Origin of the sequence: Roseovarius mucosus (genome assembly GCF_002080415.1) — a bacterium.
Taxonomy (GTDB): Bacteria; Pseudomonadota; Alphaproteobacteria; order Rhodobacterales; family Rhodobacteraceae; genus Roseovarius; species Roseovarius mucosus_A.
The window spans coordinates 522624-536507 of the sequence record NZ_CP020474.1 but is presented as its reverse complement, the minus strand read 5'-3'; the positions used below and the strand labels follow the sequence as shown (position 1 = coordinate 536507).

The window sequence follows — 13884 nt, the reverse complement described above, 5'->3', positions numbered from 1 at the left end:
CCGCAGCATTGCCCGCTTGCTGCGCTGGCCGCAAGTCACCGTTTCAGGGGGCCGCCTCAAGAAAGTTTTCAAGCGGCGAGACAAAAACGACAGGATGTCGTCGTTTGCCAATCACGCGTTGCGCATCCGTGATCAGTCTTACGAAAAATCGGAACGACTCCATGCACCAGCGCCGCATTCCCGAATGGCTCCGCCACGCCCCCACGCCCTCTGTGCGCGGCTTTGCCACCTTGGCGGGCACCGAGGCGATGGCGCGCGGCATCCTGATTTCGGTCATGCCGCTTGAGATGTATCGCGCGCTCCGCGATGCGGCGCTTGTCTCTGAGATCTATTTCATGGTTGGCCTTTTGTCGCTGGCCACGGGCCTGATGGTGCCCTTTGTGTCGCGGTTCATGCCACGGCGCTGGATCTATGTGACCGGCTGCGCGATGTTCGCGGGCGGGGCTGCGATGGGCGCGCAGGGTGGGGCGCTGGGCATGATCGCGGCGCTGGCAATGATCACGGCGGCCACAGTCACGGTCTTTGTCTGCTTCAATGCCTATGTGCTCGATTTCATTGCCAAGTCCGATCTGGGCCGGTGCGAGACCTCGCGCATGTTTTACAGCGCGCTGGGCTGGACGGTGGGGCCATTCCTTGGCGTGACGCTCTTGGGGATTTGGCGGCCATTGCCGTTCATGATCGCGGCGTTGGCGGCGCTGAGCATGATGGCGCTTTTTCTTTACCTGCGGCTTGGCAATGGCAAACTGATCACGCGCGCCCGCCGTCCGGCCCCCAACCCGTTGGCATGGATGCCCCGGTTCTTTGCCCAGCCCCGGCTGGTGGCAGGGTGGATATTTGCGGTCATCCGCTCCTGCGGGTGGTGGGCCTATGTGGTCTATCTGCCGATCTTTGCCGTTCAGCAGGGCTTGGGCGAGGATCTGGGTGGTATGTTGCTGTCAGCCTCGAATGGCATGCTGTTTCTCACGCCCTTCATGCTGCGCTGGATGCAGCGGCGGTCTATCCGCCACGCCGTGCGGGCGGGCTTTCTTGTGTCTGGGCTGCTGTTTGTCTTTGCGGCGATCCTGAGCGGTCTGCCATGGGTCACAGTGGCAAGCCTTGCCGTCGCCTCGGTCTTTCTGGTGTTGCTTGATGTCTCTGCGGGATTGCCGTTTCTGATGGCGGTCAAGCCATCCGAGCGCACCGAGATGTCGGCGATCTACGCCAGTTTCCGCGATGTTTCGGGCATTCTTACGCCGGGGGCGGCGTGGCTTGTGCTGCTGGTGGCGCCCTTGCCGGGGATTTTTGCGGTCACGGGTGTGGCACTCGTGGGGTGCTGGCATCTGGCGCGGCAACTGCACCCGCGCCTTGGCGCGGCACGTGTGGCGATCGAGCCGGGACCAAAGCTTGACATTTCGCTTCCCCTGACACGCAAAACCGGCTAGAGCGCGGCCATGATCACGCAAACCACATATTCCTGTTTGCGACGTCGACGCGACCGCGTCTGACGACCCTTTCGGTCGTGATCCCGGCGCTTTGCTGCGCCAACCCGCCAAATGACAAATCTCCAAATGATTGACTCGGCCCCGCCCATGCGGCACTCAAAGGGCCTGTTTGACAAGGAAACCGCCATGATCCCTTCGATCCTGCCAACCTATAACCGTGCGCCGCTCTCTTTCGTCAAGGGCGAGGGGGCTTGGCTCATCGAGGCGGACGGGCGACGTTTTCTCGATCTGGGCGCGGGCATCGCGGTCAATGCATTGGGGCATGCGCATCCCAAGCTGGTGGCGGCCCTGACCAAACAGGCAGAGGCGCTCTGGCATACTTCGAACCTTTACCAGATTCCCGCCCAGCAAGAGCTGGCCGACCGTCTTGTCGCCGCCACCTTTGCCGATACGGTTTTTTTCACCAATTCCGGCACCGAGGCGTGCGAATTGGCGGTCAAAATGGCGCGCAAGCACTTTTACGAGGCGGGCCAGCCGGAGCGCACGGATATCATCGCCTTCGAGGGGTCCTTCCATGGCCGGTCCTCGGCGGGAATTGCGGCGGCGGGGTCAGAGAAAATGACCAAGGGCTTTGGCCCGCTCCTCCCCGGCTTCAAACATGTGGCTTGGGGCGATCACGATGGGTTGCATGCCGCGATTGACGATCATACCGCCGCCATCCTGATCGAGCCGGTACAGGGCGAGGGTGGCATCCGCCCGCTGCCGGATCAATGTCTCAAGGGGCTGCGCGCCCTTTGTGATGAACGCGGCATCCTGCTCATCCTCGACGAGGTGCAATGTGGTGTGGGGCGCACGGGGCGGCTTTTTGCCCATGAATGGGCAGGGGTGACGCCAGACATCATGATGGTTGCCAAAGGCATCGGAGGCGGCTTTCCTCTCGGGGCTGTTCTGGCCACCGAGCATGCCGCATCGGGCATGACGGCGGGCACCCATGGCTCGACCTATGGCGGCAACCCTCTGGGCTGCGCGGTGGGCTGTGCCGTGATGGCCGAGATTGCGACGCCTGAATTTCTGGCCGAGGTCAACCGCAAGGCCGCGTTCCTGCGCCAGCGGCTCGAAGGTCTGGTGGCGGCGCATCCGACCGTGTTCGAGGCCGTGCGCGGCATGGGCCTTATGCTCGGTCTCAAGTGCAAGGTGCCCAATACCGAGGTGGTGCAGGCCGGTTATGCGGCCCTTGTCGCGACCGTTCCCGCCGCCGACAATGTGCTGCGCCTGCTGCCGCCCCTGACCATCACCGATGATGAAATCTCCGAGGCTGTGACGCGCCTTGATGCGGCGGCAACCGCGCTAGAGACTGCGTAATTTCATCGTTCCCGAAATACTCCGGGGGTGTGGGGGTTGGCCCCCACCGAACCTCCCACCGAAAAGCGATCCGACCATGACCCATTTTCTTGATATTCACAAAACCACCGAGACCGACCTGCGGGCGATGATTGACCAAGCCCGCCGCATGAAAGAGGCGCGGCAGGGTCGCCCGCGCGGCACACCGGATGATGATCAGCCGCTCGCGGGGCGCATGGTGGCGCTTATCTTTGAAAAACCCTCTACGCGGACCCGCGTTTCCTTTGACATGGGCGTGCGGCAGATGGGCGGTCAGAGCATGGTGCTTTCGGGGGCTGATATGCAATTGGGCCATGGCGAGACCATTGCCGACACCGCCCGCGTCATGAGCCGCTATGTCGATCTGATCATGATCCGCACCTTTGACGAATCCGTGCTGCTGGAAATGGCCGAACATGCCGATGTGCCGGTGATCAACGGCCTGACCGACCGCACCCATCCCTGTCAGATCATGGCCGATATTCTGACCTATGAAGAACATCGTGGCCCGATCAAAGGCAAAAAGGTGGTCTGGTCGGGGGATGGTAATAATGTCTGCGCCTCTATGCTGCATGCCGCCGGGCAATTCGGTTTCGACCTGACCTTTACCGGCCCGATGCAGCTCGATCCCGAGCCCGAGTTCATCGGCCTTGCGCGCAAGGCCGGCAGCACGATCACCATCGAGCGCGACCCGTTCAAGGCGGTGGACGGGGCCGATCTGGTTGTCACCGATACCTGGGTCAGCATGCACGACAGCCAATCCACCAAAGAGCGGCGTCACAACATGCTGCGCCCCTATCAGGTCAATGACAAGCTGATGGCGGCGGCCAAACCTGATGCGCTTTTCATGCATTGCCTGCCTGCGCATCGCGGCGAAGAGGTGACATCCGAGGTGATGGACGGGCCGCAATCGGTGATCTTTGACGAGGCCGAAAACCGCCTGCACGCGCAAAAGGCCGTGATGCGCTGGTGTCTCGGGGTCTGAGCGCGCCGCGCCCAAGTGCTGCGCGCTTGCAATCGCCGCGCCAAAGCGCTTAGCCTGTTTTGAGGCTGTTAGCGATAGCAGGGGAACACATGGCGCAGATTGGCATCTATGGGTTGGGCACCATGGGCAGCGCCTTGGCGCTGAATATCGCCGAGCACGGGTTTGACGTCGCCGTGACCAATCGCGAGGTTGAGTGGATCGCGCCCTTTATGACAGAGGCGGGCGATCTTGCGGTCCGGTTGCACCCGCATGAGCAGCTCGAGGCGTTTGTGGCGGCGTTGAACACCCCCCGCGTGATCCTCTTCATGATCCCCTCGGGCGCGCCGATGGATGCCATGCTGGATCAGATCACCCCGCTGCTCAGCCCCGGTGATACCGTGATCGACGGCGGCAATGCCGATTTCCACGACACCCGCCGCCGCGCTGCGCAATTGGCCGAACGCGATCTGCATTTCGTGGGTTTGGGTGTTTCGGGCGGCGAGGCGGGCGCGCGGCACGGCCCCTCGATGATGCTGGGCGGCAGTGATCATAGCTGGGCGCAGCTGGAACCGATTTTGACGGCCATCGCAGCCCGCTATGATGGCATCCCCTGCGTCGCGCGTCTGGGGCCGGACGGGGCGGGGCATTTCGTCAAGACGGTGCATAATGGCATCGAATATGCCGATATGCAGGTCATTGCCGAAATCTACAGCCTGTTGCGCAATGGCGCGGCCCTGCCGCCTGCTGAGATCGGCGCGCTTTTTGCCGCCTGGGACCTTGGACCGCTCAAATCCTATTTGGTCGAGATCACGGCGCGGCTCTTGACCTATACCGATCCCGAGACCGGGCATCCCATGGTGGATGTGATCAAGGACGCGGCGGGTCAAAAAGGCACCGGGCGCTGGACCGTGATCGAGGCGCTGCGTCTGGGGCAATCGGCCAGCATGATCGAGGCGGCGGTAGGGGCACGGGGCTGGTCCTCGGAAAAACCCACTCGGCAGCGGGCCGAGGCGATCCTTGGCGGCGCTGTTGGCGCGTTTGATGACACGCCCGAGGTTCTGGCCGAGGCGTTTCTGGCCGCGCGCCTGCTGACCTATGCCCAAGGGTTTCGCATTCTCGCGGCGGCGTCGGATGCCTATGGCTGGGGCCTTGATCTGGCAACCATTGCCCGCATCTGGCGGGCTGGATGCATCATCCGATCCGCGCTTTTGGATGATATCGCAGACGCGTTTGACCGGGATTTGCCACAGGGCGAATTGATCCTCGCGCCCGAGATTGCGCAGACCTTGGCGCGCTGCCTTCCCGCGCTGCGGCAGGTCGTGTGCAGTGCGGTCCATGGTGGCCACCCGGTGCCGGCGCTTTCGGCGGGGCTGGCTTGGTATGACAGCATGCGGCTGGGCCATGGCAGCGCCAATATTATTCAGGCGCAGCGCGATATGTTTGGGCGTCACGGATTCGAGCGCCTCGGGCGCGCGGGTCTGCATCACGGCCCTTGGTGGGATTAGAGCGACCCGGTTTTTTCTGATAATTGGAGCAAGCAAAGATGGATCAGGGATCGGACTGGCCCGTGGGCTATGGCCGCCGTGTGCTGGCGTCGGTGGACAGCACCAATGCCGAGGCGGCGCGCCTTGCGCCGCATCTGGCGGGGCCAGAGTGGATATTGGCGCTTCAGCAAACAGCAGCCCGCGGGCGGCGCGGCCGCGCTTGGGCCAATCCGGCGGGCAATTTCGCAGCGACGCTGGTCATGCGCCCGACCGAGAGCCCGGACCGCGTGGCGCTGCGGTCTTTCGTGGCCTCGCTGGCGCTTTTTGATGCGTTGGTGGCGGCAACGGGCCGGGCCGAGGTTTTTGCCCTCAAATGGCCCAATGATGTGCTCTTGAACGGTGGCAAGCTGGCGGGAATACTGCTTGAAAGCGCCGGGGCAGGCGGCAGCCTCAGCCATTTCGCCATCGGCATCGGGGTGAACCTGCACAGCGCTCCCGAGATGTCCGAGGTCGAACCGGGCGCGCTGTGCCCCGTTTCCCTCTTGTCCGAAACCGGCATCGCGATCGACCCAGAGGCGTTTCTCGACCTCTTGGCGCCCGCCTATGCGCGGGCCGAGGCGCAGTTTGTCACCTATGGGTTTGCCCCCATCCGCACCGCATGGCTGGCACGGGCAGCGCGTTTGGGCGAGGTCATCACCGCCCGCACCACGCGCGAGGTATACGAGGGCCGGTTCGAGACGGTGGACGAGGCGGGCAATCTTGTTCTATTGACCGCGCAAGGGCGACAGGCGATTGCCGCCGCCGAGGTGTTCTTTTGACGGAAAGGGACCGGCCACATGCTCTTGGCGATTGATTGCGGCAATACAAACACGGTGTTTTCCATCTGGGACGGACAGACGTTTTTGTGCACGCTGCGCACCGCGACGGATCATCAGCGCACGGCTGATCAGTATTTCGTCTGGTTCAAGACTCTGCTGCATCACTATGGTATAAAGGCCGATATAAGCGGGGTGATCATTTCCTCGACCGTGCCAAGGGTCGTGTTCAACCTGAGGGTCTTTTCGGACCGCTATTTCAATTGCCGCCCATTGGTTGTGGGCAAGCCCGAGTGCCGCCTGCCGGTCGATGTGCGGGTGGATACGGGCACGCAGGTGGGGCCTGACCGGCTGGTCAACACGGTGGCGGGGTTTGACCTTTACGGCGGTGACCTCATCGTGGTCGATTTTGGCACCGCGACCACCTTTGACGTGGTCGACAGCGATGGGGCCTATATCGGCGGGGTGATCGCGCCGGGCGTGAATCTTTCGCTGCAAGCCCTACATGAGGCGGCGGCGGCTCTGCCACATATTGACGTGACCCGGCCCGAACGGGTGATCGGCACCAATACGGTGGATTGCATGCAGTCGGGTGTATTCTGGGGTTATGTCGGGCTGATCAATGGGCTATGTGACCGAATAAAGGCCGAGCGTGGCCGCACCATGACGGTGATCGCAACGGGTGGGCTGGCACCTCTCTTCCAGCAGGGCACGGACGTGTTCGACATGTTCGAGGACAATTTGACGATGCACGGTCTGACCGTCATCCATGCGTATAACAAGGAGGGCTGACGCCCCATGAGCAGTGAACGACTAATCTACCTGCCCCTCGGTGGGGCGGGCGAAATCGGTATGAACGCCTATGTCTACGGCTATGGCAAGCCGGGAAAGGAACGGCTGATCCTTGTCGATCTGGGCGTGACCTTTCCGGATATGGACGGCACGCCGGGCGTCGATCTGATCCTGCCGGACATCTCTTGGCTTGAGGCGCGCAAAGGGCAGCTAGAGGCGATTTTCATCACTCACGCCCATGAGGATCACGTGGGCGCTGTCGCGCATTACTATGCCCGCCTTGGCGCGCCGATCCATGCCCGCGCCTTTACCGCCAATATTGCGCGCCGCAAGATGCAGGAACATGGCAACCCTGAAAAGGCGGTCCATATCGCCTCGACCTGGCCTGCCACCGTCAAGGCTGGTCCCTTTACTGTGGGTTTCGTGCCGATTTCGCATTCCATCCCCGAAAGCTCTGGTCTGGTGATCGACAGCGCCGGTGGGCGGATCGTGCATACCGGCGACTTCAAGATTGACGTCAATCCGGTGGTCGGCGAACCCTTTGATCGTGATCTCTGGGCCAGCCTGTCCGAGCCGGGGGTCAAGGCGCTGGTTTGCGATTCCACCAATGTCTTCAGCCATCACGAAGGCCGTTCCGAGAGCACCGTGGGCGGCCCGATCACCGATCTGGTCGCGGCCTCCAAGGGGCTGTTTGTGTGCACCACATTTGCCAGCAACGTCGCCCGCGTGAAATCGCTGGCCGAGGCCGGCGTTCGGGCGGGGCGCTCTGTCTGCCTGATGGGGCGCGCGATGCAGCGGATGATCGAGGCGGCGCAGGAAACCGGCGTGCTCACCGGATTTCCCAAGACCATCAGCCCGGAAGAGGCGGGGAATGTCCCGCGTGACAGCCTGATGCTGATCGTCACCGGCTCTCAGGGCGAGCGGCGCGCCGCCAGTGCGCAACTGGCCAATGGCAAATACAACGGCATCACCCTGAAAGAGGGCGATACGTTTCTGTTTTCCTCCAAGACCATTCCGGGCAATGAGCGCGGCGTGATCCGGATCATCAACCAGTTTTCCGAGATGGGCGTCGATGTGATCGAGGGCGATGACCGCTATCACGTGTCGGGCCATGCCAACCGGCCCGATCTGGATGAGATGCACAAGCTGATCAAGCCGCAGATGGTGATCCCCATGCATGGCGAGCACCGGCATCTGCGCGAGCATGTGAAGCTGGCCAATGCCAACCGGCTCAAGGGGGTGCTGGCGGTCAACGGCATGATGATCGACCTCAGCGGCAATGCGCCAAAGGTGGCTGAATATATCGAGACCGGGCGCACCTATCTGGATGGCTCGGTGCAGGTCGGCGCGATGGATGGCGTGGTGCGCGACCGTATTCGCATGGCGCTGAACGGTCATGTTATGGTCAATGTCATCCTGGATGAAGAGGATGAACCCTTGGGTGATCCTTGGGTCGAGATCATGGGACTGGCAGAAACCGGGCGCTCCAACGCGCCGCTGGTCGATGTGCTAGAAGAGGACCTGTCGCAGTTCATGGGCCGGGCCGGGGCCAAGATGCTGACCAATGATGACAAGCTGGAAGAGGGGCTGCGCCGGACCGCGCGCCAGAGCACGCAGACCGAAATCGGCAAGCGGCCCGAGGTGACGGTCGTCATCAGCCGCCTCACGGCGTAAGCGGGACGGCGTGCAGATGCGGATCGGCTATGTCATAGCAGAGGGGCGCGGGGAAACCGATCTCTTGCTGCATGACGTGGCGCGTGCAGCCCGCGCGCGGGGCCTGCGCCTCTGTGGCACGGTGCAGGTCAACACCAATTGCGGCGCGGATCGGCCCTGCGACATGGATGTCGAGGTGCTGCCCGATGGGCCGGTAATCCGCATTTCGCAAAGTCTGGGGCCGGGCGCGCGGGGCTGTCGGCTTGATCCATCTGCGCTGGAACTGGCGGTGGCTGCCGCCGAGGCGCGGCTGGCAGAGGGCTGTGATTTGCTGATCGTCAACAAATTCGGCAAGCACGAGGCCGAGGGGCGCGGGTTTCGCACGCTCATCGCCGAGGCGCTGAGCCAGAATGTTCCGGTTCTGGTCGGGGCGAACCGGCTCAACGCGCCGCATCTTGTTGCCTTTTCCGACGGGATCGCCGAGGCGCTCAGCCCCGACCTTGTGCACATTCTCGATTGGTTCGACAGGACAGCACGCGAGGCCTGTGCCTGACCTAGAACGCAATTGACCGGGCGGGGGGCATCTGTCATGCAGCAGGTTCAGTCACGATGAGGCAAGGACGATGAAGGTCATCATCTGCGGCGCCGGTCAGGTCGGTTGGCAGATTGCGCGGCATCTGTCAGGAGAGCGCAACGACGTCACGGTCGTGGACAACAATCCCGATCTGGTGCGCCGGGCCACCGATACGCTCGATGTGCAGGGGATAACGGGTTTTGCCTCTTATCCCGATGTGCTCGACCGTGCAGGCGCTCGCGACGCCGACATGATCATTGCCGCGACCTATTCGGACGAGGTCAATATGGTCACGTGTCAGGTCGCGCATTCGGTCTTTGGCATCAGCCGCAAGATCGCGCGCCTGCGCAGCCAATCCTATCTCGATGCGATCTATTCAGACCTATACCGCCGCGATCACATGCCCATCGACGTGGTGATCAGCCCCGAGCGCGAGGTGGCGCAGGCGGCGCTGCAACGGCTTGCCTCGCCCGCCTCCTTTGATACCGAGCTTTTCATGGGCGGGCAGGCGCAGCTTATGGGTATTCGGCTGGAAGAGGATTGCCCGGTGCTTAACACGCCGTTGCGGCAATTGAGCGATCTCTTCTCGACCCTCAGGGTGGTGGTTCTGGCGGTGCGCCGCGAGGGGCGGCTTTTCGCGCCAGAAGCGGGGGATCAGCTTTTTGCGGGCGACGAGTGCTATCTTTTTGCCCCCATCGAAGACGTGCCGCGCACGCTCGAAGTGTTCGGCAAGTCGCAAAAGAAACAAGAGCGGGTGGTCATCATCGGCGGCGGCAATATTGGCCTTGCCGTGGCCCAAGCGCTGGAAACGCGGCCCGGCGGGCGTGTCCGGGCCAAGGTGATCGAGAAAAGCCGCCCTCAGGCCGAGCGCGCGGCGGATGCGCTGGAGCGGACCATCGTGCTGAACGGGGATGGCCTGAATTCCGCGCTATTGGCCGAGGCAGGGATTGCCCGCGCCGATGCGGTGCTGGTTGTGACCGATGATGACAAAACCAATATGCTGGCCGCCGTGCGTGCCAAATCCGAAGGCTGCCCCTTTGCCGTGGCGCTGATCAACGATCCCACCATGGTGCCGCTGCTCGAGTCGTTGGGCATTGACGCCTATATCAACCCGCGCGCCACCACTGTCAGCTCGATCCTGCGCCACATTCGCCACGGCAAGGTGCGCGGCGTCTATTCCATCGGGGATGCCGAAGGCGAGGTGATCGAGGCCGAAGTCATGTCGACCTCCTCCATCGCCGGCGCGGCGATTCGTGATATCGACTTTCCAGAGGGTGTGCTGGTTGGGGCCGTGCGCAAGGGCGGCAAAATACACAAACCCGCAGGCGGTCTGAGGGTTGAGGCGGGCGATGTGATCGTGATCTTTGCAATGGCGGCGGATGTGGCGGCGGTCGAGCAGCTGTTGCAGGTCTCGATCGACTTTTTCTGATCCGATGATTGCCCGGCTGCTGACATTCCCGCTCATCCTGATCCTCGCCGGGATTGCCGCATTGATGATGTATCTGCCTGCGATAGATGCGGGCATGCGTGGCTTTAGTGGGGTCGGCAAGGCCTTTGCTTTTTCCGGCACCATCGGCTTTGCACTGGTGATCACCATAGGGCTGGCGCTATCGGGACGGTCCGATCAGCGGATGAGCGACACCCAAAACCTGATGTCGCTCTTGCTGGCCTATGTGCTCTTGCCGGTGTTTCTGGCGATTCCGTTTTATAGCGGCGTGCGGAACACAACCTTTCTCAATGCCTATTTCGAGATGGTCTCGAGCTTCACCACCACCGGGGCCACGCTCTTTGGCACGCCGGGACGTTTGGTGGATAGCCTGCATCTGTGGCGCGCGCTGGTGGGCTGGGGTGGGGGGCTGTTGCTCTGGATTTCGGCGTCGGCGGTGCTTGCCCCGCTCAATCTTGGCGGGTTCGAGGTGACGGCCCGCGGCGAGCCGGGACAGGATGAGACCGTTCTGGGCCGGTTCGAGCGGGCGAGCCCCGCCAAACGGTTGGCGCAATCCACACGGGTGCTTGCCCCGGTCTATATCGGCCTGACCGCGGCGCTCTGGATCTGTCTTCTGGTGGGCGGAGAGCGGGCCTTTGTTGCGGCGGTGCACGCGATGTCGACCATGGCAACAAGCGGAATTTCATCGATTGGCGGCTTGCAGAACGGCACTTCGGGCTTTGCCGGGGAATTCGCGGTCTTCCTGTTTTTCTTCTTTTCCTTGTCACGGCTCACGTTTTCCTCGGACACGATTACGTCGATGCGTCCGGGGGTGGTCAACGATCCAGAGTTTCGGCTGGGTGTTGTCCTGCTCATTGGGGTGCCATTGATCCTGTTTCTGCGCCACTGGATCGCCACGCTGGGGGTCGAGGATACGTCTGATTGGCGCTTGGCGCTCCGGGCCTTGTGGGGCGCGGTCTTTACCGTGCTGTCCTTCTTGTCGACCACCGGCTTTGAAAGCGCCGATTGGCAGGAGGCGCGGGATTGGTCGGGTCTTGGCACGCCCGGCCTGATCCTGTTGGGCCTATCGCTGGTGGGGGGCGGGGTGGCCACCACGGCGGGCGGCGTCAAGCTTCTCAGGGTCTACGCGCTCTACTTGCACGCCCGGCGCGAAACCGAGCGTTTGGTGCATCCCTCGTCGGTCGGGCGGGCAACCGGTGTCGGGCGGCGGATCCGCCGGCAGGGGGCCTATATCGCGTGGATCTTTTTCATGCTCTTCGCCATGTCACTGACCTTTGTAACCGCTCTTTTGGCGCTTGCCGGGCAGGGATTTGACGCGGCGCTGATTCTGGCGATTTCCGGGCTTTCAACCACGGGGCCGTTGATCCTGACCGCAAGCGACACGCCCATTCGCCTGCTCGAGTTGAGCGATGCCGCCAAGATGATCTATGCTATGGCCATGGTGCTTGGACGGCTTGAAACATTGGCCCTTATCGCCTTGCTTAACCCCTCCATCTGGCGGGATTGACGCGGGTGCAACTCTCCGCCGCAGTTTGGAACGATTTTATTTTTGGGCTGGAAACTCTTGCACGGGCAAGACATACTCTGATTGCACGCAAGACCCCTCGCGCCGGTTCGCGGTGCGCGCAATAAAAAAAGGCAGGAAGACGCATGGCTTCTGATCGACAAAATTTACAGGACGCATTTCTCAATCAGGTCCGCAAGACCAAGATTCCTGTGACGGTCTTTCTGATCAACGGGGTCAAGTTGCAGGGCGTGATCACATGGTTTGACAATTTCTGCATCCTGCTGCGCCGGGATGGGCAATCGCAGCTTGTTTACAAGCACGCGGTGTCAACCATCATGCCGTCGCAGCCTGTCAACCTCTACGATGGTGACGACGCCAATTGATGGACCACGCGCGCCCGATCACCCGGGCTTGGGTCATCCACCCCGAAATTGACGGTGCCAACCGCGCCCGTGATCCCGCTTTGGCGTTGGAAGAGGCCGTGGCCCTTGCCCATGCTTTGCCGGATATCGACGTGGTCGGTGCCGATACGGTGCGCCTGCGCAAGCCGGACGCCGGGCGTCTTTTTGGCAAGGGCAAGTTGGAAGAGCTGCATCAGGCGATGGAGGCCGCCGAGGTCGAGCTTGTGTTGGTCGACGGCCCCGTGACGCCGGTGCAACAGCGCAATCTGGAAAAGGCTTGGGGCGTCAAGCTGCTGGATCGCACCGGGCTGATTTTGGAAATTTTCAGCGACCGCGCGGCAACGCGCGAAGGCGTGCTGCAAGTCGAGATGGCAGCGCTGAGCTATCAGCGCACGCGCCTTGTGCGCGCTTGGACCCACCTTGAACGGCAACGCGGTGGTCTAGGGTTCGTGGGCGGCCCCGGCGAGACGCAGATCGAAGCGGATCGTCGCGCGATTGACGATCAGCTTGTGCGCCTGCGGCGTCAGTTGGAAAAGGTGGCCAAGACCCGCACCCTGCACCGCGCCGCGCGTGCCAAAGTGCCATTTCCGGTGGTGGCGCTTGTTGGCTATACCAACGCGGGCAAATCCACGCTTTTCAATCGCCTCACCGGGGCGGATGTGATGGCCAAGGATATGCTCTTTGCCACGCTCGATCCGACCATGCGCCGCGTCAACCTGCCCGAAGGCGGGCCAGAGGTGATCCTGTCCGATACCGTGGGCTTTATCAGCGATCTGCCCACCGAATTGGTCGCAGCCTTTCGCGCGACGCTGGAAGAGGTTCTGTCGGCGGATCTCATCTGTCATGTGCGCGATATTTCGCATCCCGAAACTGTCTCGCAGTCGCGCGACGTCGCGACAATTCTCGAGAGCCTCGGGGTCAGCGACAAGACACCCCAGATCGAAATCTGGAACAAGATCGACCGCTTGCCAGAGGATGCGCGCGCCGCTGCCGTGACCCAAGCGGCGCGGCAAGAGGATGTCATCGCAATTTCCGCGATCTCGGGGCAGGGGCTCAGTGATCTCATTTCGGCCATTGGGGACAAGCTGTCTGATGTAACGCATCTGACAGAGGTGCATCTGCGCTTTGCCGAAGGACGCAAGCGCGCATGGCTCTTTGAAAAAGAGCTGGTCGAAGCCGAGACCCAGACCGAAGACGGCTTTGATCTGACAGTACGCTGGACCGCGCGGCAAGAGGCGCGCTTTCGCGCTTTGTAACGACAAGGGCGGGGCAGGGGCGGGGCCGTGCGCGGCGACGCCTGTGGCCATGTGACCGGCGGCGTTTTCTGACCCTTCAAGATCCCAGCCTGAAAGGTCGCGCGCGCGGCGCGTCTGAAACAGGGGCGGCTTTCGGTCCGCTCAACGTACCAAGTGCCAAGTTTCGCCTTGATAGACCGTGCCGGATTGG

The 13884-nt window shown here is 62.3% G+C and carries 12 protein-coding genes; all 12 read left to right on the top strand.

Features of this window, described 5'->3' with window-relative positions; all coding sequences use genetic code 11:
• Positions 1 to 161: 161 nt before the first annotated feature.
• On the top strand, positions 162 to 1421 hold the full coding sequence (locus ROSMUCSMR3_RS02550) for an MFS transporter (RefSeq protein ID WP_008283155.1): 1260 nt from the start codon (positions 162 to 164) through the stop codon (positions 1419 to 1421).
• Between the two features lie 186 nt (positions 1422 to 1607).
• Complete coding sequence (locus ROSMUCSMR3_RS02545) at positions 1608 to 2783, top strand: aspartate aminotransferase family protein (protein WP_081508527.1); 1176 nt, start codon at positions 1608 to 1610, stop codon at positions 2781 to 2783.
• A 76-nt stretch (positions 2784 to 2859) separates the two neighbouring features.
• Positions 2860 to 3786: an ornithine carbamoyltransferase gene (gene argF, locus ROSMUCSMR3_RS02540; protein ID WP_008283153.1), complete on the top strand. Its 927-nt coding sequence runs from the start codon at positions 2860 to 2862 to the stop codon at positions 3784 to 3786.
• Between the two features lie 89 nt (positions 3787 to 3875).
• A complete protein-coding gene (gndA, locus tag ROSMUCSMR3_RS02535) occupies positions 3876 to 5270 on the top strand; it encodes an NADP-dependent phosphogluconate dehydrogenase (RefSeq protein ID WP_081506344.1) in 1395 nt (464 codons plus the stop codon).
• Between the two features lie 38 nt (positions 5271 to 5308).
• On the top strand, positions 5309 to 6067 hold the full coding sequence (locus tag ROSMUCSMR3_RS02530) for a biotin--[acetyl-CoA-carboxylase] ligase (protein WP_081506343.1): 759 nt from the start codon (positions 5309 to 5311) through the stop codon (positions 6065 to 6067).
• Positions 6068 to 6085: 18 nt separating this feature from the next.
• Complete coding sequence (locus ROSMUCSMR3_RS02525) at positions 6086 to 6856, top strand: type III pantothenate kinase (RefSeq protein WP_008283150.1); 771 nt, start codon at positions 6086 to 6088, stop codon at positions 6854 to 6856.
• 6 nt (positions 6857 to 6862) lie between these two features.
• Positions 6863 to 8530, top strand: coding sequence for a ribonuclease J (locus ROSMUCSMR3_RS02520; protein ID WP_037298960.1), 1668 nt, complete (start codon positions 6863 to 6865; stop codon positions 8528 to 8530).
• 16 nt (positions 8531 to 8546) lie between these two features.
• Complete coding sequence (locus tag ROSMUCSMR3_RS02515; RefSeq protein ID WP_008283148.1) at positions 8547 to 9062, top strand: DUF2478 domain-containing protein; 516 nt, start codon at positions 8547 to 8549, stop codon at positions 9060 to 9062.
• Positions 9063 to 9132: 70 nt separating this feature from the next.
• Positions 9133 to 10512: a Trk system potassium transporter TrkA gene (trkA, locus tag ROSMUCSMR3_RS02510; protein ID WP_008283147.1), complete on the top strand. Its 1380-nt coding sequence runs from the start codon at positions 9133 to 9135 to the stop codon at positions 10510 to 10512.
• A gap of 4 nt (positions 10513 to 10516) precedes the next feature.
• A complete protein-coding gene (locus tag ROSMUCSMR3_RS02505) occupies positions 10517 to 12037 on the top strand; it encodes a TrkH family potassium uptake protein (RefSeq protein ID WP_081506342.1) in 1521 nt (506 codons plus the stop codon).
• Positions 12038 to 12180: 143 nt separating this feature from the next.
• Positions 12181 to 12420, top strand: a complete 240-nt coding sequence (gene hfq, locus ROSMUCSMR3_RS02500; RefSeq protein WP_008283145.1) for an RNA chaperone Hfq — start codon at positions 12181 to 12183, stop codon at positions 12418 to 12420.
• A complete protein-coding gene (hflX, locus tag ROSMUCSMR3_RS02495) occupies positions 12420 to 13694 on the top strand; it encodes a GTPase HflX (RefSeq protein ID WP_008283144.1) in 1275 nt (424 codons plus the stop codon). The genes hfq and hflX overlap by 1 nt, the downstream gene beginning before the upstream one ends.
• Positions 13695 to 13884: the final 190 nt, after the last annotated feature.

What these genes read in the sequence shown, in the direction of transcription:
- ROSMUCSMR3_RS02550 (WP_008283155.1), top strand. Translation starts at nt 162, where the DNA reads ATGCACCAGCGCCGCATTCCCGAATGGCTCCGCCACGCCCCCACGCCC.
- ROSMUCSMR3_RS02545 (WP_081508527.1), top strand. Translation starts at nt 1,608, where the DNA reads ATGATCCCTTCGATCCTGCCAACCTATAACCGTGCGCCGCTCTCTTTC.
- argF (WP_008283153.1), top strand. Translation starts at nt 2,860, where the DNA reads ATGACCCATTTTCTTGATATTCACAAAACCACCGAGACCGACCTGCGG.
- gndA (WP_081506344.1), top strand. Translation starts at nt 3,876, where the DNA reads ATGGCGCAGATTGGCATCTATGGGTTGGGCACCATGGGCAGCGCCTTG.
- ROSMUCSMR3_RS02530 (WP_081506343.1), top strand. Translation starts at nt 5,309, where the DNA reads ATGGATCAGGGATCGGACTGGCCCGTGGGCTATGGCCGCCGTGTGCTG.
- ROSMUCSMR3_RS02525 (WP_008283150.1), top strand. Translation starts at nt 6,086, where the DNA reads ATGCTCTTGGCGATTGATTGCGGCAATACAAACACGGTGTTTTCCATC.
- ROSMUCSMR3_RS02520 (WP_037298960.1), top strand. Translation starts at nt 6,863, where the DNA reads ATGAGCAGTGAACGACTAATCTACCTGCCCCTCGGTGGGGCGGGCGAA.
- ROSMUCSMR3_RS02515 (WP_008283148.1), top strand. Translation starts at nt 8,547, where the DNA reads ATGCGGATCGGCTATGTCATAGCAGAGGGGCGCGGGGAAACCGATCTC.
- trkA (WP_008283147.1), top strand. Translation starts at nt 9,133, where the DNA reads ATGAAGGTCATCATCTGCGGCGCCGGTCAGGTCGGTTGGCAGATTGCG.
- ROSMUCSMR3_RS02505 (WP_081506342.1), top strand. Translation starts at nt 10,517, where the DNA reads ATGATTGCCCGGCTGCTGACATTCCCGCTCATCCTGATCCTCGCCGGG.
- hfq (WP_008283145.1), top strand. Translation starts at nt 12,181, where the DNA reads ATGGCTTCTGATCGACAAAATTTACAGGACGCATTTCTCAATCAGGTC.
- hflX (WP_008283144.1), top strand. Translation starts at nt 12,420, where the DNA reads ATGGACCACGCGCGCCCGATCACCCGGGCTTGGGTCATCCACCCCGAA.